The 21,810-nt window shown below is 68.3% G+C and carries 19 protein-coding genes; 10 read left to right on the forward strand and 9 right to left on the reverse strand.

Annotation, left to right across the window (positions count from 1 at the left end; genetic code table 11):
• The first annotated feature begins 1 nt into the window (after window position 1).
• Genes KXD98_RS00965 through KXD98_RS00975 form a run of 3 tightly spaced genes read left to right on the forward strand, consistent with a single transcriptional unit; the run spans window position 2 to window position 3,954 of the window.
• On the forward strand, window positions 2-1,519 hold the full coding sequence (locus KXD98_RS00965; protein WP_260761451.1) for a carotenoid oxygenase family protein: 1,518 nt from the start codon (window positions 2-4) through the stop codon (window positions 1,517-1,519).
• A gap of 33 nt (window positions 1,520-1,552) precedes the next feature.
• Complete coding sequence (fadD4, locus tag KXD98_RS00970; protein WP_260761452.1) at window positions 1,553-3,073, forward strand: fatty-acid--CoA ligase FadD4; 1,521 nt, start codon at window positions 1,553-1,555, stop codon at window positions 3,071-3,073.
• Window positions 3,070-3,954 carry an enoyl-CoA hydratase/isomerase family protein gene (locus tag KXD98_RS00975; RefSeq protein ID WP_260761453.1) on the forward strand — a complete coding sequence of 295 codons (885 nt, stop codon included), beginning with the start codon at window positions 3,070-3,072 and terminating at the stop codon, window positions 3,952-3,954. Before fadD4 ends, KXD98_RS00975 begins: the two co-directional genes overlap by 4 nt.
• A gap of 56 nt (window positions 3,955-4,010) precedes the next feature.
• Here KXD98_RS00975 and KXD98_RS00980 read toward each other — a convergent pair whose 3' ends face one another.
• Window positions 4,011-4,739, reverse strand: coding sequence for an SDR family oxidoreductase (locus KXD98_RS00980; RefSeq protein WP_260761454.1), 729 nt, complete (start codon window positions 4,737-4,739; stop codon window positions 4,011-4,013).
• A gap of 84 nt (window positions 4,740-4,823) precedes the next feature.
• Between KXD98_RS00980 and KXD98_RS00985 the strand changes: the two genes are divergently transcribed.
• Window positions 4,824-5,666 carry a helix-turn-helix transcriptional regulator gene (locus KXD98_RS00985; RefSeq protein ID WP_260761455.1) on the forward strand — a complete coding sequence of 281 codons (843 nt, stop codon included), beginning with the start codon at window positions 4,824-4,826 and terminating at the stop codon, window positions 5,664-5,666.
• Here KXD98_RS00985 and KXD98_RS00990 read toward each other — a convergent pair.
• Both KXD98_RS00990 and KXD98_RS00995 read right to left on the reverse strand, forming a co-directional pair.
• On the reverse strand, window positions 5,636-6,364 hold the full coding sequence (locus KXD98_RS00990; RefSeq protein ID WP_260761456.1) for a GntR family transcriptional regulator: 729 nt from the start codon (window positions 6,362-6,364) through the stop codon (window positions 5,636-5,638). The genes KXD98_RS00985 and KXD98_RS00990 overlap by 31 nt on opposite strands.
• Window positions 6,364-7,494, reverse strand: a complete 1,131-nt coding sequence (locus KXD98_RS00995) for an acyl-CoA dehydrogenase family protein (RefSeq protein WP_260765473.1) — start codon at window positions 7,492-7,494, stop codon at window positions 6,364-6,366. The genes KXD98_RS00990 and KXD98_RS00995 overlap by 1 nt, the downstream gene beginning before the upstream one ends.
• Before the next feature lie 199 nt (window positions 7,495-7,693).
• Here KXD98_RS00995 and KXD98_RS01000 point away from each other — a divergent pair, with 199 nt between their 5' ends.
• Genes KXD98_RS01000 through KXD98_RS01010 form a run of 3 tightly spaced genes read left to right on the forward strand, consistent with a single transcriptional unit; the run spans window position 7,694 to window position 11,056 of the window.
• Window positions 7,694-8,623 carry an acyl dehydratase gene (locus KXD98_RS01000; RefSeq protein WP_260765474.1) on the forward strand — a complete coding sequence of 310 codons (930 nt, stop codon included), beginning with the start codon at window positions 7,694-7,696 and terminating at the stop codon, window positions 8,621-8,623.
• Window positions 8,624-8,648: 25 nt separating this feature from the next.
• On the forward strand, window positions 8,649-9,758 hold the full coding sequence (locus KXD98_RS01005; protein ID WP_260761457.1) for a CoA transferase: 1,110 nt from the start codon (window positions 8,649-8,651) through the stop codon (window positions 9,756-9,758).
• Window positions 9,752-11,056 (forward strand): amidohydrolase family protein, encoded by a 1,305-nt coding sequence (locus tag KXD98_RS01010; RefSeq protein WP_260761458.1) that lies wholly within the window; start codon window positions 9,752-9,754, stop codon window positions 11,054-11,056. The genes KXD98_RS01005 and KXD98_RS01010 overlap by 7 nt, the downstream gene beginning before the upstream one ends.
• 6 nt (window positions 11,057-11,062) lie before the next feature.
• Here the strand turns inward: KXD98_RS01010 and KXD98_RS01015 are convergent, their stop codons facing one another.
• Window positions 11,063-11,965, reverse strand: a complete 903-nt coding sequence (locus KXD98_RS01015; protein ID WP_260761459.1) for an alpha/beta hydrolase — start codon at window positions 11,963-11,965, stop codon at window positions 11,063-11,065.
• A gap of 35 nt (window positions 11,966-12,000) precedes the next feature.
• A complete protein-coding gene (locus KXD98_RS01020; protein WP_260761460.1) occupies window positions 12,001-14,163 on the reverse strand; it encodes an acyl-CoA dehydrogenase in 2,163 nt (720 codons plus the stop codon).
• Between the two features lie 169 nt (window positions 14,164-14,332).
• Between KXD98_RS01020 and KXD98_RS01025 the strand changes: the two genes are divergently transcribed.
• Both KXD98_RS01025 and KXD98_RS01030 read left to right on the forward strand, forming a co-directional pair.
• Window positions 14,333-15,556, forward strand: coding sequence for an alpha/beta hydrolase (locus tag KXD98_RS01025; RefSeq protein WP_260761461.1), 1,224 nt, complete (start codon window positions 14,333-14,335; stop codon window positions 15,554-15,556).
• 26 nt (window positions 15,557-15,582) lie between these two features.
• The gene (locus KXD98_RS01030; RefSeq protein WP_260761462.1) at window positions 15,583-17,001 is read left to right on the forward strand and encodes a wax ester/triacylglycerol synthase family O-acyltransferase; all 1,419 of its coding nucleotides are present in this window, start codon (window positions 15,583-15,585) and stop codon (window positions 16,999-17,001) included.
• Between the two features lie 65 nt (window positions 17,002-17,066).
• Here the strand turns inward: KXD98_RS01030 and KXD98_RS01035 are convergent, their stop codons facing one another.
• Window positions 17,067-17,429 carry a hypothetical protein gene (locus KXD98_RS01035; protein WP_260761463.1) on the reverse strand — a complete coding sequence of 121 codons (363 nt, stop codon included), beginning with the start codon at window positions 17,427-17,429 and terminating at the stop codon, window positions 17,067-17,069.
• A 107-nt stretch (window positions 17,430-17,536) separates the two neighbouring features.
• Between KXD98_RS01035 and KXD98_RS01040 the strand changes: the two genes are divergently transcribed.
• Complete coding sequence (locus KXD98_RS01040) at window positions 17,537-18,067, forward strand: TetR/AcrR family transcriptional regulator (protein ID WP_260761464.1); 531 nt, start codon at window positions 17,537-17,539, stop codon at window positions 18,065-18,067.
• Here the strand turns inward: KXD98_RS01040 and KXD98_RS01045 are convergent.
• From KXD98_RS01045 to KXD98_RS01055, 3 genes are read right to left on the reverse strand one after another with little or no spacing between them, the layout of a single operon-like run.
• Window positions 18,053-19,327, reverse strand: coding sequence for an alpha/beta hydrolase (locus KXD98_RS01045; protein ID WP_260765475.1), 1,275 nt, complete (start codon window positions 19,325-19,327; stop codon window positions 18,053-18,055). The genes KXD98_RS01040 and KXD98_RS01045 overlap by 15 nt on opposite strands.
• The gene (gene fadD12, locus KXD98_RS01050; RefSeq protein WP_260761465.1) at window positions 19,308-20,942 is read right to left on the reverse strand and encodes an acyl-CoA ligase FadD12; all 1,635 of its coding nucleotides are present in this window, start codon (window positions 20,940-20,942) and stop codon (window positions 19,308-19,310) included. Before fadD12 ends, KXD98_RS01045 begins: the two co-directional genes overlap by 20 nt.
• A gap of 3 nt (window positions 20,943-20,945) precedes the next feature.
• Window positions 20,946-21,689 carry a 1-acyl-sn-glycerol-3-phosphate acyltransferase gene (locus KXD98_RS01055; RefSeq protein ID WP_396883325.1) on the reverse strand — a complete coding sequence of 248 codons (744 nt, stop codon included), beginning with the start codon at window positions 21,687-21,689 and terminating at the stop codon, window positions 20,946-20,948.
• Window positions 21,690-21,810: the final 121 nt, after the last annotated feature.

Below are 21,810 nucleotides of genomic sequence, written 5' to 3' on the forward strand. Positions count from 1 at the left end.
CGTGCCTGCGTCAGTCGAACCGGCGGTGGACCTGACGAGGTTGCCTGCTCTGCGCCGTTACCTCGGATCCCTGCCCGCCGCGGAGCGCAGGTCAGCCGATGCGCAGTTGTCCCGGCTGGGACCGGACGATGTGCGCAGTCTCGGTGTCAGTGAGCCGCAACCCGCCGAACACGACTACCGCGTGCAACAGATCGACGGGACGATCCCGGCCGACCTGCGCGGCACGCTCTACCGCAACGGCCCCGGGCGCTGGGAGGACCACACCGGTCGGCCGCTACGGCATCTGTTCGACGGTGACGGCCTGCTCTCGGCGTTCACGATCGACGACTTCCAGAACGGGGCCGGCGTGGGTTTCCGCAGCCGCTATGTGCGCACCCGGCATTTCCGTGGCCGCGGCACCGTCAGTCACATGGGAACCGCGGCGCCGGGTGGTTGGCGGTCCAACATCGCTCGGGTGCCACCGAACCTGGCCAACACCAACGTCGTCAAGCACGCCGGTCACCTCTACGCGCTGTGGGAGGGCGGCCCGCCCTACGAGGTCGACCCCGAAACCCTCCAGACCTTGGGCGCTCGTCGCTTCGGGGGTGAATTACGTTGGCTGGGTTCCTATTCGGCACATCCGAGTATCTGCCCCAGCAGCGGGGCGATGTTCAATTTCGGCGTCGAGTTGGCACCGCGCCCGCATCTGCGCATCTACCGCACCGACCCGACCGGACGGCTGCGGCACCTGCGCTCCGCCCGGCTGCCGTATGCGGCGATGGTCCACGATTTCGCGATCACGGAGCGGTATCTGGTGTTCATCGTCTCGCCGATCATCCCCGATGCGATGTCGGTGGCGTTGGGTCGCGCGCCCATCGGAGACACGTTGCGCTACCGCCCCGAGCGAGGCAGCGTCTTTCTGCTGGTGCCGCGCGACGGCGGCGAGATCCGACGGATCGAGGGTGAGGCGGTCCTGCACTTTCACCTGAGCAACGCCTACGAGGACGGCGACGACGTCGTCGTCGATGCGATCACCTACACCGACGGACGGCTACTCGAACGCATCGCCCGATTCCATACCAGCTCGCTGGCCGACACTCCCGGGCAGTTGTCCCGATTTCGGATCACCGGCGCGGGCCGGGTCAGCGTGCAGCCCCTCAGTGACAGTCCATGTGAGTTCCCGCGCCACCATCCGGCCCGGGAAGGCCGGCGCTACCGGTATGCATTCCTCAACACCCGCCGCACGCTCGGCGCGTTCTACGACACGGTCAGCAAGCTCGATCTGGACACGCAAACCGAGCTCAGCTACCCGGCTCCGGAGGCCGGCAACAGCTTCTGCGAACCGGTCTTCACCCCGCGACCCGGGGCCACCGCCGAGGACGACGGTTGGCTGCTCACCGTGGAATATCAGGCTTCGCAACAGGTTTCGCGACTGGTCATCCTCGACGCGAAGGACCCGTCAGCGGGACCGCTTGCGACCGCGCAGTTGACCCATCACATCCCGCAGGGCTTCCACGGGAACTTCGCACCGGCTTCTTGACACCTGTCAAGTATGGCCAAGTAAAGTCGGGCCATGCAGATCCGCGACACCGCCGTTGCCACGCCCGACAAGCCCGCCATCATCATGTATCCGTCCGGCACGGTCGTGACATTCGGCGAACTCGAAGCACGGGCGAACCGGTTGGCGCATCTGTTCCGCGAAGCCGGCCTGGTCGAGGGCGACGCCGTCGCGATCCTGATGGAAAACAACGAGCACATGCACGCGGTCATGTGGGCCGCCCGCCGCGCCGGCCTGTACTACGTGCCGATCAACACCCACCTGACCGCCGCCGAAGCTGCCTACATCATCGACAACAGCAGCGCCAAGGCCATCGTCGGCTCGGCCAAGCTCGCCGACACCCTCGCCGGGCTGTCCGCCGAGCTGCCCAACGGTCTACCCGGTCTGTTGGTGATCACTTCCGGCACTCTGGACGGCTGGCGCAGCTACCCCGACTGCGTCGCCGACCTGCCCGACACCCCGATCGCCGACGAGATCGAAGGCGACCTGCTGCAGTACTCGTCGGGCACCACCGGCCGGCCCAAGGGGATCAAACGCGAATTGCCGCATGTACCGCCGTCCGAGTCACCCGGCATGATGGCTGCGCTGGTGGAGTTCTGGATGCACCCCGATGCGGTCTATCTCAGTCCGTCCCCGCTGTATCACACCGCACCGTCGGTGTGGTCGATGCAGACCCAGGCCGGCGGCATCACCACGGTGGTCATGGAGAAGTTCGACGCCGAAGGCGCATTGGACGCGATCGCCAAACACAAAGTCACACACGGTCAATTCGTGCCGGTGATGTTCACCCGCATGCTCAAGCTGCCCGAGGACGTCCGGCTGTCCTACGATGTGTCCAGCCTCGAGCGCGTGATGCACGCCGCCGCGCCGTGTCCGGTCGAGATCAAGAATCAGATGATCGACTGGTGGGGACCGATCGTCGACGAGTACTACGCCTCCTCGGAGGCCCACGGCTCGACGCTGATCACCGCCGAGGAGTGGCTCACCCACCCGGGCTCGGTGGGCCGCCCGCTGACCGGTGCCCTGCACATCTGCGACGAAGAGGGCAATGAGGTGCCGGTCGGTCAGGCCGGCGAGATCTACTTCGAAGGCGGCTACGACTTCGAATACCTCAACGACCCGACCAAGACGCAGTCCTCGCGGCACTCCAGCGGCTGGAAGACCGTCGGCGACATCGGGTATGTCGACGAGGAGGGCTACCTGTACCTCACCGACCGCCGGCACCACATGATCATCTCCGGCGGGGTGAACATCTATCCCCAGGAAGCCGAGAACCTGCTGGTCACTCACCCCAAGGTGATGGATGCGGCGGTGTTCGGTGTGCCCGACGACGAGATGGGCCAGCAGGTCAAGGGCGTCGTGCAGACCGTGGACCCCGCCGACGCCACACCCGATTTCGCCGAGGAGCTCATCGGCTGGCTGCGTGACCGGCTTGCACACTACAAATGCCCCCGGTCGATCGCTTTCGAGGCGCAGCTGCCACGCACCGACACGGGCAAGCTCTACAAGCAGGAGCTGATAAAGAAGTACGGGTGAAACCCTTCCGAGTCGCCGAGGGTGCGCTGGTCCCGGCCGAGACCGCCGAGGACGCCACCTTCACGTTGACCGAGCAGCCCACCGACGACCCGCGCGCGGTGACCGTGGCGTCGGTGGATGCGGCGGCAACCGACATCGCGGCCCGGGTGGCGCACTGGCCACAGGCTGCTGCCGTCTGCGACGACGTGCTACGCGCCTTCGACCCGGCGGCTCCGGCCTTCGCCGGACTCATCACCGAGTCACTGGCCTATTCGACATTGCAGTCCGGCACTGAATTCGCGCGGTGGCTGGCCGATCGTGGTCCTGCGCAGGTGCCCGTGTCGGTGGAACCGGTGCTGGTGCACCGCGTCGACGACTGCCTGCGTATCACGTTCAACCGCCCGCGACGACACAACGCGTTCTCCACCGATGCCCGCGCCGCGCTGCTCGAAGCCCTTGAGATCGCGCGGGTGGATCCCTCGGTGTGTGAGGTCGTCCTCGACGGCAATGGTCCATCGTTTTGCAGTGGAGGCGATCTCGCCGAGTTCGGCACCTTCGCCGATCCGGCCAGCGCGCACCTGGCCCGCACCCGCCACAGCCCGGCCCTGGTGCTCGACGAGATCACCGGTCGGCTGGGCCGCGCCTGCCGTGCGGTGATCCACGGTCAGGTGCAGGGCAGCGGGCTGGAGATGGCGGCGTTCTGCGGCTGGGTGCAGAGTCACCCCGACGCGGTGCTCGGCCTGCCCGAGCTGGTCCTCGGCCTCATTCCGGGGGCGGGCGGCACGGTCAGCATCACCCGCCGGATCGGGCGCTGGCGCACCGCGTATCTGGTGCTTTCCGGGCAGTCGATCGACGCCGCCACCGCTGTGCAGTGGGGCCTCGTCGACGCCCTCCTCTCGTGATTTCGGCGCGGTTTTGCACCCCGGGCGTCGTCGAGCGCGCCGAAATCGCGCGAGGGTCAGCGTTGTCGGGCCGGGCGGACGATGACCTCGTTGACGTCGACGTCGTCGGGCTCGCCGAGGGCGTAGGCGATCGCCCGGGCGATGGCGTCGGGCGAGATGGCCGCGGCGCGGTAGTCGCGCATGGCAGCGGCCGCTGACGGGTCTGTGATCGTCTCGGCCAGTTCGCTTTCGACGACTCCGGGGGAGATCGTGGTGACGCGGATCGACGGATCGGCCTCCTGGCGCAGACCCTCGGTGATCGCCCACGCCGCGAACTTGGTGGCGCAGTAGACCGCGCCGGTGGGCACCACTTCGTGCGCACCGATCGACGCGACGGTGACGACGTGTCCAGCGCCCTGACGCTGGAAATGCGGCAGCGTAGCCGCGATACCGTGCAGCAGGCCGCGGACGTTGACGTCGATCATCTGGTCCCATTCGTCGACCAGCAGTGCGTCCAGTGGCGACAACGGCATCACGCCGGCGTTGTTGACGATCACGTCGACGCGGCCGTGCGCCGCCGCCGCGGCGTCGACGAACGCGGTCATGTCGGCTCGATCGGTCACGTCCAGACGGTGGACGTCGATGCTGCCGCCGTCGCGCTCGATCCGGCGGGCCAGCTCTTGGAGCCGGTCGAGCCGACGTGCGCCCGCGACCACATGGTGTCCGTCAGCGGCCAGGCGTTCGGCGGTGGCTTCTCCGATGCCGCTGCTGGCCCCGGTGATGAGAATGATCTTCGATTCGCTCATGACTCCAGCGTCGATCGGTGTCGGCGGGACAGCCAGGGTGCAGTACACCCAGGCACTGCGCTGCGATGTGCCTACGCTGAACGTATGGCTGAACTGGGGGAGTACCTCAAGAGCAGGCGCGCGGCGCTACGGCCCGCTGATGTCGGACTGTCCAGCAGCGGAGTGCGTCGGGTTCCCGGTTTGCGCCGCGAGGAGGTGGCCATGCTGGCCGGGGTGAGCGTCGACTATTACGGGCGGTTGGAGCAGGGACGCGAGCGCACCCCGTCGGTTCAGGTGCTCGACGCGCTCGCCGCGACGCTGCGCCTCGACGACGACGGCCGCGCGCACCTGTTCCGGCTGGCCGGCCTGGCGCCGCGAGCGGCGAACAACCACGTGTCCGACCGCGTCGACCCGGCGTTGCTGCGGCTGATGCAGGCATGGCCGGACAACCCCGCGCTGGTCTACAACCGCGCCTACGACATCCTGGCTGTGAATCCGTTGGCGCGGGCGCTGTTCGGCGATCTCGGTGCCGTCGGCAACCTGATGCTGATGTTGTTCACCGAGCCGCGGGCCCGCGAGTTCTACGCTGACTGGCCGACGGTGGCCCAGGACGCGGTCGCCGGATTGCGGATGGCCTACAGCGCCGCACCGGACGATCCTCGCACCCGCGCCGTGCTGACCGAACTCCTCAACGCCGGCGAGGGCTTCCGCTCACTGTGGGAGCGCGGCGATGCCCGCCGTAAATCGCTGGCCACCAAGACGTTCCGGCATCCCGAGGTCGGTACCCTGACGCTGGGCATGCAGACCTTCGATGTGCGCTCCGCACCGGGGCAGGAGCTGATCGTCTATGCCGCCGAGCCCGCCACCCCGAGCGCAGATGCGCTCACACTGCTCGGCAGCATCGCTGCCACCGGGCCTCAGCCCGAGCGTCGTAACGTCACCCGGTAGGTGTACTGCTCAGGCAGGAAATGGCTGACCGCCAACTCGACCGCGCGGCCCCGCTCGTCGGAGTACAGCCGGTCCACCCGCAGCATCGGGTGGCCTTCGGTGGTGTCGACCGCGTGCGCCGTCGCGGAGTCTGCGAAGGCCACCGTGATCGACTGGGCCGCCTCGGCGATCGGAGTGCCCAAATGGGGTTCGAGCAGCGAGATCACCGTGTGCGTGCTCGCGGCCCCGGTGCGCAGCTCGGCGCACTCGGCCAGCGAACCGGCCACCGTGGGTGGTAGATGGATAACCGTGTGGCCGAACGGTATCCCGTCGTGCAGCCGGCGCAGCACGAGGGTGTGGACGATGTCATCGTCGAGCCGTAGCCGGCTGGCGGCATCGACGTCGACGCGTCGGCGCAACCCGTCGATCACCTCCATGGTGGTGTCGTCGGACAGACTCATCAGGTCCTCGACCGACCCGAGTTGACGTAGGTAGCGTCGCGCCTGCTCGCTGGCATAGCTGCCCCGGCCGGGGATGCGGTAGACGACACCCTCGGCGACGAGGTCCTGGAAGGCCCGTCGGACGGTTTGACGGGAAAGTCGGTGCTGGGCCACGAGTTCCGACTCGGTGGGCAGTCGCCGACCGTCGGCGTAGCGGCCCTGGGTGATTTCGTCGCGAAGCCGTTCCCGCAGCACCTGGTATGCGGGTTCGGGCTTCATCAGATGCCGCCCCTGGCCACGAGTTGGGCGGCGATGACGTTGCGCTGGATCTCGTTGGTGCCCTCGCCGACGATCATCAGCGGTGCGTCGCGGAAGTAGCGTTCGACGTCGTACTCGGTGGAATACCCGTAACCGCCGTGGATGCGCACCGCATTGAGCGCGATCTCCATCGCAACCTCCGAGGCGAACAGCTTGGCCATGCCGGCCTCCATGTCGGCGCGCTGCCCGCTGTCATAGCGATCCGCTGCATACAACGTGAGTTGCCGCGCGGCAGTCAGTTTCGTCGCCATATCGGCCAGGTAGTGCCCGACCGCCTGGTGCTGCCAGATCGGCCGGCCGAAGCTTTCCCGGTCCTGGGCGTAGCGCAGCGCGTCGTCGAGAGCGGCGGTGGCGACCCCGAGTGCGCGGGAGGCCACCTGGATACGGCCGGTCTCCAGGCCTTTCATCATCTGGGCGAAGCCGCTGCCGGGCTCGCCGCCGAGGATGGCCGAGGCCGGCACCCGGCAATCCTCGAACACCAACTCGCAGCTCTCGACGCCCTTGTAGCCGAGCTTGGGCAGGTCGCGCGACACCGACATGCCGGTCATTCCCTGCTCGACCAGCACCACCGAGATCCCGCGGTGGCGCGGTGTTGCCGACGGGTCGGTCTTGCACAACAGTGCGATCAGCCCGGAGCGGCGGGCGTTGCTGATCCATGTCTTGGCGCCGTTGATGGCCAGTCCGCCGCCGTCGGACGGCAACGCGGTGGTCGTCATGTTCTGCAGATCCGATCCGCCACCCGGCTCGGTCAGCGCCATGGTCGCCCGGATCTCGCCGGTTGCCATCTGCGGCAGGAAGCGTTGCTTCTGCTCGTCACTGCCGAACAGGTCGAGCAGTTTGGCCACCACGGTGTGCCCGCCCATCGCGCCGGCCAGACTCATCCAGCCCCGGGCCAGCTCTTGGGTGACCAACACGTAGCAGCGCGTGGACACCGGAGTGCCGCCGAACTCCTCCGGAACGGCCAGACCGTAGATGCCGAGGCGCTTCATCTGGTCGATCCAGGCCTCGGGGTAGGTGTTGGCGTGTTCGACCTCGCGTACCTTCGGCCGAACGTCGCGGTCGATGAACGTCCGCACGGTGGCCACCAGCATGGCCTCTTCGTCGGTCAGCCGGTCCTCCACGACGCCTCCTCGCTGCACAGTTGAAAAGTACGGCCAAATAGACCACCACGTTGACATACTCCAGGGCCCAGTGCCAGCATGGCCCACTGTGACTTTGTACGGCCAATTCGACGGTGGCCCGCATTTCGAGGACCTGCATGTGGGACAGGTGTTCGACTCGGCGCCGTCGATGACGCTCACCCCGGGGGTCGCCGCAGCCCATCAGGCGATCCTCGGCGACCGGCTGCGTCTGCCGCTGGACGCCGAACTGACCGCAGCGGTCACCGGGGCCACCGCACCGCTGGCCCACCCGGGCCTGGTCTGCGACGTCGCGATCGGGCAGTCGACACTGGTGACCCAGCGGGTCAAAGCCAACCTCTTCTACCGGGGATTGCGGTTCCACCGCTTCCCGGTCCTCGGTGACACCCTGTTCACCCGTACCGAAGTCGTGGGTTTGAAGCAGAACGCGGCCAAACCGGGCAGAGCTCCCACCGGTTTGGCCGCGTTGCGGATGACGACGATCGACGGCCTGGGCCGGCTGGTCCTCGACTTCTACCGGTGCGCGATGCTGCCGCTGCGTTCTGCCGACCTCGACACCGGTCACCGCGATGACCTGTCCAGGATCGGCACCGACCTCGGCCCCGACCCGGACCCGACCGCCGACTGGAACTCCGATGCCTACCGGGCGCGGGTGGCCGGCCCGCATTTCGATCCGGCCCTGCTCGGTGCAGTGGGCCACAGCACCGCCGATGTGGTCACCAGTGCACCGGAGCTGGCCAGGTTGTCGCTGAACATTGCTGCCACCCATCATGATTCGCGGGTCGCCGGGCAGCGGCTGGTGTACGGCGGGCACACCATCGGTCTGGCGCTGGCACAAGCCAGCCGGCTACTGCCGAACCTGGTCACGGTGCTGGGGTGGGAGTCGTGCGAGCACACCGGTCCGGTGCATGAGGGCGACACGCTCTACAGCGAGCTGACCATCGACGGCGCCGAGCCGCTGGCGCAGAGCCGCGGTGGTGTGCTGCGGCTGCGGTCGGTGGTGCACGCCGCCGGCCGCGATCCTGCCGACGGGGCCGACCGTGCAGTGCTGGACTGGCGGTTCACCGCGCTGATGTTCTGAGCTGCCGGTCACCCACAATGGTTCTGTGACTCCCGTGGCCGTCCCTGCCGCCGTGCTTGAGCGTGCCCGCGGCGTCGCGGGGGACGTCGCCGCGATGGCCGGGATCGACATCGACGCCGCCGAGTTGCTGACCGGCCGGGCGGCATTGTTGGGCCTGCACCGCAGGGGCCGGATCTCGGCCGGAGGAGCGACACGGCTGCTCGAAGGACCGGGCGGGTGGTGTGCTGTGACGCTGTCTCGGCCCGACGACGTCGAGGCGGTACCCGCTCTGGTGGAGGCACACCGGGTCACCGACCCGTGGTGCGCGGTGGCTCAGCGGGTGGGCGACATCGGCGTCGCCGCGTTCGCACACCGGGCCCGGCTGTTGGGTCTGCCGGTCGGTGTGCACGGGGAAGCCGCAGCCGAGGACCCGGTCGTGCAGCAGACCGGTCAGCGCGCGCGTCGTCTGCTCACCGAGGCGCTCGTGGTCGATCTGTCGTCGATGTGGGCCGGCCCGTTGTGCGGTGCTCTGCTGGCCCGCGCCGGAGCCACTGTCGTCAAGGTCGAGACCAGCAACCGCCCCGACGGCACCCGCGCCGGATCCCCGGCGTTCTTCGACTGGATGAACGGTCACAAGCTCTCCTACCGCGTGGATCTCACCCATCCAGCCGTGCTGCACGCACTGTTGTCGGTGGCCGACGTCGTCATCGAGTCATCCCGTCCCCGGGCGCTGGCGCACCGCGGACTCGGCCCGCACCAGGTACCGGGCCGCCCCGGGCGGATCTGGGTGCGCATCACCGGGCACGGCGCCCGCGGACCGCAGGCGGACTGGGTGGCCTTCGGCGACGACGCCGCCGTCGCCGGCGGACTCACCTGCGGCCCAGACGATGCGCCGGAGTTCTGCGGCGACGCCATCGCCGACCCGTTGACCGGGCTGCACGCGGCGCACGCGGTGCTGATGGGGTGGCAGCGAGGCGGCGGTGAGCTCATCGACGTGGCGATGGCCGCCATCGCGGCCGGCTACGCGGATGCGCCCCGCGACGGCGATTCGGTCAGTACTGCTGCGCCGACGATTTCGCAGACCGCCGCACAGCTGGGCGCCGACAACGATGTCGTTGACCGCATCGTGGCCCGACGGTTGGCCGAGGCATGCTGATCAAAGGAGCCACCCTGCTCGACGGTGCCCGCGCCGACATCCGGCTGGCCGCGCACATCGTCGAGATCTCCACCGAGATCACGCCCGCACCAAAGGAATTCGTCCTTGATGTGGCGGGCGGCACCGTGTTGCCCGGTCTGCACGACCACCACCTGCATGTGCGTGCGGCGGCGACGGCGCGGGTGTCGGTGCGGGTCGGACCCGAGGACGTCGACGATCGTCTGACGCTGGGCCGGCGGCTGAGCGCCGCGACGCCCGACCGCGACGGGTGGGTGCGCGCCGTCGGCTACCACGAAGCGGTGGCGGGACCACTGAACCGTGTCGTGCTCGACGAGCTCTGCCCACAGACGCCGGTGCGCGTCCAGCATCGCAGCGGTGTGCTGTGGTTTCTGAACTCGGCCGGGCTGGCCAGGCTGGGTCTGACCGGCCACCCCGACGGCGCGTTGGCCAGCGCGGATGCCCGCTGGTCGGAGGCGCTGCGCCGCGCAGAGCCGGATCTGAGCGCCTTCAGCACGCTGCTGTGTTCCTACGGGATCACCGGAATCACCGATGCCACACCGGATCTCGATGACCAGGGCATTGCCGCCCTGCAGGAGGCGCAGCGCCGCGGCGAGCTGCGTCAGCGACTGCGGGTGCTGGCGCCGGGCAAACGCATCCTGCACGACGATGCGCTGGATCTCGACGAGTTGACCGAGTGGATCGCCGACCGCCACACCGACGCCGCGCCGGTCGCGCTGCACTGCGTGACCGCCGCCCAACTCGTCGTGGCGCTGGAAGCGTTGCGTGCTGCGGGCGGCAATCCCCTCGACCGGATCGAGCACGCCGCGGTGGTTCCCGATGACAGTCTGGCGCTCCTGGCGGCGCGCACGGTCACCGTGGTGACCCAGCCCAACTTCGTCGCCGAACGCGGCGACCAGTACCTGACCGATGTGCCCGCCGCCGAACTGCACGAGTTGTGGCGGGTCGCGTCCCTGCGGCGGGCAGGAGTTGGCGTCGCGTTGTCGACCGACGCGCCGTTCGGTCGGCCCGACCCGTGGGCCGCGATGCGCGCGGCCGTGCAGCGCCGTACCCCTTCCGGAGCGATTATCGGTGCTGCCGAACGGGTTTCGCCGATCGACGCGCTGACGATGTTCCTCGGCGAACCCACCCGCCCCGCCGCGGCGCGGACGGTGACCGTCGGCGCGCCGGCCGACCTGTGCATCCTGTCCAGCACGCCGCAGCAGACACTTGCCGAACTGGACGCCGGCATGGTCGCGGCCACCGTCATCGCCGGTGAGGTGGTCTACCGGCGCGACTGATCCCGTTCAGGCCGCGGCGGGTGCGAACGCGGTGCGCAGCAGCGCGCACTGGCCGGCGAAAAATTCCCGCGAGACCGAGGCTTTTGGGGCGATGCCGTCAAAGCCGTGGAACGCGCCGTGGACGATCTTGACCTCACACGGCACCCCGGCGTCACGCAGTCGTTGCGCGTAGGCCAGGTCCTCGTCGTGGAACAAGTCCAACGTCCCGACGCCGATCCAGGCAGGCCGCAACCCGGCCAGGTCGGTGCGCCGGGCCGGTACCGCGATATCGCGGTCGGCGTCCTTGAGATAGGCCGACCAGCCGAACCGGTTGCTGGACTGATTCCACAGCCGGTGGCCTGGGTTGTCGAGGTCGGCGCGGTCGACGGTGCGGTCATCGAGCATCGGGTACACCAGAATCTGTGCGGCAAGGTCGATTTCACCGCGGTCACGGGTCAGCAGGGCCAATGCGGCGGCCAGCCCGCCCCCGGCGCTGGCACCTCCGATCGCCACTCGCGCCGGATCGACGGACGGCAACGCCTGCATCCACTGCAACGCGGTGTAGCAGTCTTCCAGCGGGGTCGGATAGGGGTGTTCGGGCGCCAGCCGGTAGTTGACCGCGACGACGGTGGCGGCGAGTTCGTCGGCGAAGCGGCGGCACAGCACGTCGTCCTGCGCGGCATCACCGATCACGTAACCCCCACCGTGGATCCACAGCAGTGCCGGACCGGTTGCGGTCGCACGGGACGGTCGGTGCAGGCGCACTTCCACCCCGGACGACAACGTCAACGCCTCGGGGTCGTGACGGGCGTTGCGCCACATCAGTCTGCTGGCGGCCCGCACCAACGGCAGGGTCGTCGGGTTGATCATCTGCTTGGGCAGCACGCGCGCGCTGCGGCGCAATTCGGGATGGAACTCCACTTTGGGCACCCGCCCAGTATGCGCACCGCCGGTGGCCGCGCGGATCACTTCAGCAGAGGGTCGCGCGGCAGGCCGAGGATGCGTTCGGCGATGGTGTTGCGGGTGATCTCGGAGGTGCCACCGGCGATCGTCATCGCCCGGTTCCCCAGGTAGGCGCGCATGAGGTACTCGTTGCGGCCGGTCACCGCGGCGGTGCCGGTCAGGTCGAACGCCAGCTCGGTGAGCCGCTGGCCCGCCTCGGCGACCAACAGCTTGGTCACGTTGCCCTCCGGCCCGGGTTCGGCCCCGGCAATGGCCCGGGTGGCCCGGCGAAGGTTCAACAGCCGCAAGGTGTGCAGCTCGGCCAAGACCTCCCCGGCCCGGCGCAGCTCGGTGTCCGGGCCCGGGGCGGCGTCGAGCAGGGCGACCAGATCGTCGGGCGTTACCGCGGTGGGTGCGCCGGACCCGCCACCGATCGACACCCGCTCGTTGCCCAAGGTCGCGCGCGCCACCAGCCAGCCCTTGTTCACGTCGCCGACGACGTCGGCGTCGGGCACGAACACGTCGTCGAAGAACACTTCGTTGAAGTGCGAGTCGCCGGTGATGCCGCGCAGCGGATTGACCGTCACGCCGTCGGCCGTCATGTCGATGGCCATCATCGTGACCCCGGCGTGCTTGGGGGCGTCGGGATCGGTGCGCACCGTGGCCAGACCCCACTGACACAGGTGGGCGAGGCTGGTCCACACCTTCTGCCCGGTGATGCGCCACCCCCCGTCGACCTTCTTGGCCGACGTGCGCACCGCAGCGGCGTCCGAACCTGCGCCCGGCTCGGAGAACAACTGGCACCACATGACCTGGCCGCGCAGCACCGGTTCGACCCACCGCTCGCGCTGTTCGGCGGTGCCGGCCTGCGCGATGGTCAGCGCCACCCACCCGGTGATGCCCATGTCGGCCCGCTCGATCTCGGCGAACTCTTCCTCGATCACCAGTTGTTCGAGCACATCGGCCCCGCGGCCCCACGGCTTGGGCCAGTGCGGGACGAAGTATCCCGAGTCGACCAGCGCGTCGCGCCGCTGTTCGGCCGGCAGTGCAGCGATGCGTTGCGCCGCCTCGCGGGCCTGACTGCGGTACTCGTCGGCCTCCGCAGGCAGCGAGAACGACGCCCCGCGCGCGTGGCCGTGCCGCTGCAGGTCGACGATATCGAGCGTCGGGTCGGCACCGGCGGCCAGCAGCGCCGAGAGGGTACGGGCGCGCCGCAGGTACAGATGCGCATCGTGCTCCCAGGTGAACCCGATGCCGCCGTGCAACTGAATATTGTTCTGCGCGTTGAAGATCTGCGCGCGAGATGCCAGCGTCGCGGCCACCGCGGCGGCGAAATGCGCGCCGTCGAGGTCATCGGAGCGGGCCGCGTCCCAGGTGGCGGCGGTGGCGGTCTCGGCATGCACCAGCATGTTGGCCGCGTGGTGCTTGACCGCCTGGAATGTGCCGATGGTGCGGCCGAACTGCTCGCGGACCTTGGCGTATTCGACCGACATCTCCAACGCGGCCCAGCTGACGCCCACCGCCTCGGCCGCGGCCAGGATCCGGAACACCGCCCGGGCCCGCGGGGCGGCTCCACGAAGCACCCGCTCGGCCGCCACGCCGACGCCGGTCAGGTCGACCGCGCCGAGGCCACGGGTGGTGTCCAGCGCGTCCAGCGCGGTCACCGACACACCGTCGGCGCCGCGGTCTACCACCACCACGTCGTCTCCAGCGATCAGGACCAGCACCTCGGCGTCGGGTGCGCCCAGGACCGCCGCGGCCGAACCGCTGACCCGCAGGTCGTCCCCGGCGGTCACGGCCCCGGAGGCTCCGAAGCCGGCGACGATGTCGCCGCTGGTCAACCGGGGCAGCAGCGTGGCGCGCAACTCGTGGCCGCCGCATCGGTCGATGACCACCGCGGCGATGACGGTGGACAGGAACGGGCCCGGGCACAACCGGCGGCCCTGGCATTCCAGCACCACGGCCAGTTCGGCCAGCCCGAAGCCGGAGCCGCCATGCTCCTCGGCGATCGCCAGCCCCAGCCACCCGAGATCCGCGGCCGCAGCCCACATCTGGGCGGGGTGCGCTGACCCGTCGGCCAATGTGGCCCGGGCCCGGCCCAGTGCGTCGAGCCGGTCGAGCTGGCCGGCCGCGGCGTCGGCCAGGGCCTGGTGATCGTCGGTGATGGCGAGCGCTGACTTACTCACGAAGAAGTACCTTTTCGGCTTTGGGGGATGTTGCGACTGAACCTACCGAGGGGCCGCACCGCCGCGTGCAATGTGACGGGGATCACAAATCGGCTACATCCGCGGAATGAGTAGACAACTTCGGCCGGATTGTCCGTTTGGGTTCTGGTCGCGGGGGTACGCTCGCGCAATGACGGAACGACCGGACATCCGGTACCCCGGCCCCACCCTGACCACCCGCCTGCAATGGCTGCGAGAGGCCGGACCGTCGGATTACATCCTGGCAGCGGCCCTGGCATCGGCCTCGCTACCGGTCATCGGCAAACATCTCGAGCCTTTCGGCGGCTTGGCCGCGGCCGCGGTGTGGGGGTCGCGTCACGCGCCGGACTTCGTCGGCTCGATCACGAAGGCACTGACAACGCCCGGCGACGCCAAGCTCAAGCAGGCGGAGAGGGACTGCACGAACTCCGTCACCGCGGCAGCCCTACGGGGCATCGTCAACCCTAAGGACCTCGACATCGAGTGGCCCGTGGCCGACCGTATGCCTCCGCTGTGGCGGATGCGGGACCACCGCCGTCATGTGCACAAGACCTCGGTGCGCTATGGACCACGCCCCACCCAACTGCTCGACGTGTGGCGACGTGACGATCTGCCCGCCCATCCCGCTCCGGTGATGATCTTCGTTCCGGGCGGCGCCTGGGTGCACGGTAGTCGCATGCTGCAGGGGTATGCGCTGATGTCCTACCTGGCTCAGCAGGGCTGGGTGTGCCTGTCGATCGACTACCGAGTCGCGCCGCACAACCGCTGGCCCGCCCATATGACCGACGTCAAGACCGCCATCGCCTGGGCGCGCGCCAACGTCGACCGCTTCGGTGGAGACCGCAACTTCGTCACCGTGTCCGGATGTTCGGCCGGTGGGCATCTCGCGGCGCTGGCCGGCCTGACGGCCAACGACCCCGAGTTCCAAGAAGAACTCCCCGAGGGTTCGGACACCTCGGTCGACGCGGTGGTGGGTATCTACGGACGTTATGACTGGGAGGACCGGTCGACGGTGGAGCGGGTCCGCTTCGTCGACTTCCTGGAACGTGTCGTGGTGCGGCGGAAGATCGACCGGCATCCCGAAGTGTTCCGCAAGGCGTCGCCGATCGCCCGGGTGCATCCGGATGCGCCGCCGTTCCTGGTGGTGCACGGAACCGGGGACAGCGTGATCCCGGTTGCTCAGGCGCGCAGCTTCGTCGAACGGATGCGCGACGTGTCCCGCGCGACGGTCGGCTACGTCGAACTACCCGGGGCCGGCCACGGCTTCGACATGACCGACGGTGCCCGCACCGGCGCGACGTCCACTGCAATCGGGTTGTTCCTCAATCACATTCACCGAAACTACAGCCTCGTCGGGAACAAAGAGGTTATATAGACGCCTGCGGTACGGAAGGTGTTCGGGTGAAGAGGCTTCGCGGTTGGGACGCTGTGCTGCTCTACAGCGAAACACCGAACGTGCACATGCACACGCTGAAGCTGGCCGTCGTCGAGCTCTCCGGTCTGGGTGGCGCCACCTTCGGTGTCGAGGAGCTTCGCAAGGTCATCCACAGCAGGCTCTACAAGCTCGATCCGTTCCGCTGGGAGCTGGTCGACATCCCGTTCAAGTTTCACCACCCGATGTGGCGGGAGAACGCCGAAGTCGACCTCGAGTACCACGTCCGTCCGTACCGCGTCGACTCCCCGGGTGGGCGACGCCAGCTCGACGAGGCGGTCGGCCGGATCGCCAGCACCCCGCTGGACCGCAGCCGTCCGCTGTGGGAGATGTATCTGATCGAGGGCCTGGCCAACGACCGCATCGCGGTGCTCGGAAAAATCCACCATGCCCTCGCCGACGGCGTCGCGTCAGCGAACCTGCTGGCCCGCGGCATGGACCTGCAAGCCGGTCCCGAAGGTGACCGGGATTCCTATTTCACCGAACCCCCGCCGTCCCGGGGCGAACTGGTACGCACGGCGTTCACCGACCACCTCCGCCAGATCGCGAAGATCCCGTCGACGATGCGCTACACCGCCCAGGGCGTGCGGCGGGTACGGCAGAGCCCGCACAAATTCTCACCCGAGCTGACCCGTCCGTTCACGCCGCCACCGTCGTTCATGAACCACATGCTCGACTCGACACGCAAATTCGCCACTGCCACATTGGCTTTGGCCGATGTCAAACAGACCGGCAAACATCTGGGCGTGACGATCAACGATATGGTGCTGTCGATGTCAGCCGGTGCGCTGCGCAACCTGTTGCTACGCCATGACGGTCGCGCCGATCATCCGCTGCTGGCCTCGGTGCCGGTCAGCTTCGACTTCTCACCCGACCGCATCTCCGGCAACTACTTCACCGGGGTGTTGGTCAGCCTGCCCGTCGACGTCGAAGACCCGCTCGAACGGGTCCGCGCCGCGCACGCGGCAGCCGAAGTGGGCAAGGAAAGCAACAATCTGATCGGCCCTGAACTGGTCAGCCGTTGGTCTGCCTACCTGCCGCAGGCCCCGGCCGAGGCGTTGTTCCGTTGGCTGTCCAGCCGCGACGGCCAGAACAAGGTGATGAACCTGCCGATCTCCAACGTGCCCGGGCCGCGGGAGCGGGCCCGGGTCGGCGGTGCTCTAGTCACCGAGATCTATTCGGTCGGCCCGCTCACCGCGGGCAGCGGCCTGAACATCACGGTGTGGAGTTACGTCGATCAGCTCAACATCTCGGTGCTCTCCGACGGCAAGACATTGGACGACCCGCACGAGCTCACCGACGCGATGGTCGATGCGTTCCGTGAAATACGCACTGCAGCAGGGCTTTCCGCTGATCTGACGGTCGTCGAATCCGCTATGGCCCCATAGTCGGCTCAGCCGACGTGGCCCCATAGTCGGCTCAGCCGACGTGGCCCCATAGTCGGCTCGGCTGCTCAGGCGGCCAGCTGCTCATCCACCCGCGCCTGCCGAGCGGCGTTGGCGGCTGCATCATCCGCGGGCGCACCCTGGTCGCGGTAGCGCCGCAGATAACGCTCGAACGCCCGCCGGTCGGTGTCGCCGCGAATCGGGTCCAGGCTCAATACGACGTGGCTGCCGGGGGCAGCCGTAGCGATCTGGCGCCGGCGCAGCCACACGGATCCGACGGCCATCAGCCACGACGCAGCCATGGCCGCACCGAGCGCGGGGGCGAACCCGACCCCGTAGGCCAGGGCCGCGACGAACAGGCCCAGGAAGACGAAACCGATCAGTGTCAACAGGTAGGCAAACACCGGCCACGGGGCCCTCTGCACGAACATCCGCATCTCCAACCTCCTCAGAACAACGCTACGCGTAGCGTAGCGATACGCATAGTGTAGCGTCACGGTCGCCGGATTTGTTCCGTCACCTGCCCAGGAGGACACCGATGGCCCCGCCGGAAGCACGCGACGGGATCGGCGAGCGGATTCATGCCGCGGCCCTCGACCTGCTGCGCGCGCGAGGACCCCGGGCGGTCACCATGCAGGCTGTCACCGAAGCGACCGGAATAGCCAAGACCACGCTCTACCGCCGCCACCCCAATCGACGCGCGCTCCTGGCCTCGGCGCTGAAGTCATTGACACTGCGGGCGTCTCTGCCGGCGGGCGCCGACACCGAGCAGCGCATGCGCTGGGCAGTCGAGCAATCAGTCGAGGTGATCACTCACGGCATCGGTGTCGGCGGATTCGCCGCGCTGCTGACCAACGAGGATCCCGAATTCAGCGACGCGTTCCGGACCATCCTCGGCGCACACCGCGCCCAGGCCATCGAGGCGCTGGGCTGCGATGGCACTGACGGAGACACCGTGATCGACATGATCGTCGGCAGCTACGTGGCCGAGTTGGCGCGTGCCGCACAGGTCGATGAGAACTGGGGTGAGCGGGTCGCTTCGATCCTGCGACGACTACCGAACCGCTGAGTCGGGTTGGCCGAGCACCGCCTGGCGCTTGGCCTGCACCCAGGACAGAAACTCCTCGACGGCCTGGGCGGTGTAGTGCGCGCGCGGAGATCCGTAGTAGAAGTCGAACGCGTGTTGGGCGTGCGGTATCTCGGCGTACACCACGGGCGCGGTCGAGATCTTCTGCAGCGCTTCAGCGAACTCGCGTCCTTCCGGGACCGGAATGATCGAGTCGTCCTGACCGTGCAGGATGAAGAACGGCGGGGCGTCCGGACGCACCCGGTGCAGCGGTGAGGCATCGGTGTAGATCTGCCGGTGACCGGAGATCGGCTTCTTGACCACCAGACGCTGCAGGAACGCGATGAACTCTTTGCGCCCGCTGCCTCGCGCCGACACCCAGTCGTAGCGGCCGTAGATCGGCACCGCGGCCACCACGGAGGTGTCGATGTCCTCGAATCCTGGCTGGTACTGCGGGTCATCGGCGGTCAGCGCCACCAATGACGTGAGATGGCCGCCCGCGGACCCGCCCGAGACGGCGACGAAGTCAGGATCGCCACCGTAGTCGGCGATGTTGTCCTTGATCCACGCCAACGCGCGTTTGACGTCGACGATGTGGTCGGGCCAGGTGTGACGCGGGCTGACCCGGTAGTCGATCGACACGCACACCCAGCCGTGCTCGGCCAGGTGGCTCAGCAATGGATAGGCCTGGGGGCGACGCATCCCGATCGCCCATGCGCCGCCCGGGATCTGCAGAAGCACAGGCGCTTTGCCATCGCGGGGCAGATCGGACCGACGCCAGATGTCGGCGTGGTTGACCGACGGATGCGGCCCATAGCGAACGGTGCCGGCCTTCTCGACGTAGCGCCGGCGGATCAGTTCGTTGGGCCATACACCGATCAGGCGGCGCCGGCCGGACTTCGCGGCTTCGGAGATCGCCTGGTAGTTCTCACCGAGTGCGTCACGCAGCGGGTCCTCGAAGTGTGGTTGCGACGCCACGTTGCGCCGGTGGATCAGATACAGCAGCGCCCAGCCGACGGCATGCAGCAGGAGCGCAAGTCGCCCTCGTTTACCGTTGAAATCGCCGCGCAGCCCGCGTCTCCCGGCGTCGAGCATCGATCCGGCCATGTACAGCGGCGACATCTCCGAGGTCGGCCAGCCGAACGCGAACACCGGAATGGTCAGGTAGCCCTCGCGGGCCAGCGGGCGTACCCCGTTGGCGGCGTTGAGCAGTTCGACTCCGGCGCGCAGCAGCGGCCGGGGCTTACGTAGTCTGAACGCGATCGTGCAGGTCCTTCCGTGAGATCTTGCCGGTGACGCCACGGGGCAGTTCGTCGAGCACCGTGATCGCCCGCGGCACTTTGTAACTGGCCAAGTTGTCGCGGACGTAATCCTTCAGCACGTCCGGGGTCGCCGAGGCGTCGACGACCAGCACGACGAAGGCCTCCAGACGCTGGCCGAATCTGTCGTCCTCGACACCGAGGACAGTTGCCTCGACGACGTCGGGATGCGCGGCCAGCAACTTCTCCACCTCGATCGGATAGATGTTCTCGCCGCCGGAGACAATCATCTCGTCGTCGCGGCCCACCACGAATAACCGCCCCGAGTCGTCGACAAACCCGACGTCGCCCGAACACATGAACCCGTCGTGGAACTTCTTGGTCGCACCCGAGGTGTAGCCGTCGAATCCGGTGTTGTTGCGCACGTAGATGCTGCCCACCTCGCCGGCGGGCACCTCGCGCAGGCCCGCGTCCAGGATGCGGATCTCGGTGCCCTCGGCGGGACGGCCCGCAGTGTCGGGGGCGGCCCGCAGGTCCCGCGGCGTCGCGGTGGCGATCATGCCGGCCTCGGTGGCGTTGTAGTTGTTGTAGATCACGTCGCCGAAGCGGTCCATGAACGAGACCACGACGTCGGGACGCATCCGCGAACCCGACGCTGCCGCGAATCGCAGTGACCGCCCGCTGTACCCGTCGAGCACCTCGTCGGGCAGCTCCATGATCCGGTCGAACATCACCGGCACCAGACACAGTCCGGTGGCTCGGTATTTGTCGACGAGCTCCAGAGTGGCCTCCGGATCGAATCTGCGGCGGGTGATGACCGTGCACGCCATCGACGCCGCGAAGACCAGCTGGGAGAACCCCCAGGCGTGAAACATCGGAGCGACGACCACCACGGGTTGCTCCGCGCGCCACGGGGTGCGATCCAGGATCGCCTTGAGCACCGTCGGGTCTCCACCGGAATGGCCGGCGCCTTTCGGAGTGCCGGTGGTGCCGGAGGTCAGCAGGATCACCCGGCTCTTGGCCAACGCCCGCTGTGGCTGCACCCCGTCATACTCGGTGATCAGTCGCTCGACGGTCGGTGTGGTGGTCGGGGTGTCGGTCCAGGCCAGGATGCGCGTGGTGGCGGGCTCATCGGCCAGGGCCTCGTCGACGGTGTCGGTGAACTCCTCGTCGTGGACGACGACGAGGTTTTTGCCCTCGCCTTCGCCGCGGATCACCTCACCCAGTGCCGGGCCCGCGAACGAGGTGTTGAGCAGCAGCACCTCGCTGCCGATCCGGTTCGCGGCGATCAACGTGTCGACGAAGCCACGGTGGTTGCGCGCCATCAGCGCGATCACTTCCGGCGCACCATCCGGCAGCGCCTGCAGCGCGGCGGCCAGCGCGTCGGCACGCCGGTCGATCTGGCGCCAGGTGAGGATCCCGAGTTCGTCGATCAGGCCGGCGCTGTCGCCGCAGCGCTGCGCGGCTGCCGCGAAACCCGAAGTGACCGCCATGTTCTCGCGCTGCATGGCCGAGGCGATGCGCAGATACTTGTCGGGCCGCATCGGTGCGATCACCCCGGCCCGCGCCATCGTCGCGACCAGGCCGACGCTGTGGTTCAGCCGACGCAGGACATCCATCCGCTAACCCAGTACGGGCAGTCGGCGCTCGCCGGCCAGGTCGTCGAGGGCACGCTGCATCACCCGCCGGACGTGGGCGTCGACCTCGTCGATGTCAGGGTTTTCACCGAACTCGGCGATGACGTCAATGGGTGGCAGGGCCTGCATGGTGATCTTGGTCGGCAGCGGCACGTTGACCGGCAGCACCACCGACAACCCGAACGGGAAGCCGAAGGAGACGGGCAGGATCTTGGTGCGGAACATCCGCGCCACCGGGCCGAGTGCCTTGGCGATCCCGGTGCCCCGGCTCAGGAACAGCTGGCTTTCCTGTCCTCCGATGCCGACGGTCGGGACGATCGGCACACCGTTGTTGATCGCCGCGCGCACATATCCGGTGCGGCCGCCGAAGTCGATCTTGTTCGCGCTCAATGTCGGGCGATAGACGTCGTAGTCGCCACCGGGAAAGACCACGACCACCCCGCCGGAGCGCAGTGCCTCGTCGGCGTTCTCGTGGTTGGCCGGGATGAACCCGGTCTTCTTGAAGAACGTGCCGGTCGGACCCACCATCAGCATGTCGTGGCTGAGGGTGTAAACCGGCCGGTCGTAGCCGAACTTCTCGTAGAAGCCACTGGCGAACACCGGTACGTCCATCGCGAACAAGCCGCCGGAGTGGTTTGCCACCACCAGGGCGCCGCCGGCCGGGAAGTGTTCCAGGCCGCGCACCTCGGCACGGTGGTAGCCCTTGAGTAGCGGGCGCAACACTCCCATCACCCGTTCGGTGAGCTCGGGGTCCCACTTGGTGATCTCGGACGGCTCGATGTCGTCGGTCACGGCGACCCCCTCATCCATACAAAGTGGAACGTGTTCTAGTTTTCCAAACTTACCCGCT

This window comes from Mycobacterium sp. SMC-4 (assembly GCF_025263265.1).
Lineage (GTDB): Bacteria > Actinomycetota > Actinomycetes > Mycobacteriales > Mycobacteriaceae > Mycobacterium.

Excerpts from the sequence above, each read along its gene's own strand:
- fadD4 (WP_260761452.1), top strand. The coding sequence starts at position 1,553 with ATGCAGATCCGCGACACCGCCGTTGCCACGCCCGACAAGCCCGCCATC.
- KXD98_RS00980 (WP_260761454.1), bottom strand. The coding sequence starts at position 4,739 with ATGAGCGAATCGAAGATCATTCTCATCACCGGGGCCAGCAGCGGCATC.
- KXD98_RS00985 (WP_260761455.1), top strand. The coding sequence starts at position 4,824 with ATGGCTGAACTGGGGGAGTACCTCAAGAGCAGGCGCGCGGCGCTACGG.
- KXD98_RS00990 (WP_260761456.1), bottom strand. The coding sequence starts at position 6,364 with ATGAAGCCCGAACCCGCATACCAGGTGCTGCGGGAACGGCTTCGCGAC.
- KXD98_RS00995 (WP_260765473.1), bottom strand. The coding sequence starts at position 7,494 with ATGCTGGTGGCCACCGTGCGGACGTTCATCGACCGCGACGTTCGGCCG.
- KXD98_RS01000 (WP_260765474.1), top strand. The coding sequence starts at position 7,694 with ATGACGCTCACCCCGGGGGTCGCCGCAGCCCATCAGGCGATCCTCGGC.
- KXD98_RS01010 (WP_260761458.1), top strand. The coding sequence starts at position 9,752 with ATGCTGATCAAAGGAGCCACCCTGCTCGACGGTGCCCGCGCCGACATC.
- KXD98_RS01025 (WP_260761461.1), top strand. The coding sequence starts at position 14,333 with ATGACGGAACGACCGGACATCCGGTACCCCGGCCCCACCCTGACCACC.
- KXD98_RS01035 (WP_260761463.1), bottom strand. The coding sequence starts at position 17,429 with ATGTTCGTGCAGAGGGCCCCGTGGCCGGTGTTTGCCTACCTGTTGACA.
- KXD98_RS01040 (WP_260761464.1), top strand. The coding sequence starts at position 17,537 with ATGGCCCCGCCGGAAGCACGCGACGGGATCGGCGAGCGGATTCATGCC.
- fadD12 (WP_260761465.1), bottom strand. The coding sequence starts at position 20,942 with ATGGATGTCCTGCGTCGGCTGAACCACAGCGTCGGCCTGGTCGCGACG.
- KXD98_RS01055 (WP_396883325.1), bottom strand. The coding sequence starts at position 21,689 with ATGGGAGTGTTGCGCCCGCTACTCAAGGGCTACCACCGTGCCGAGGTG.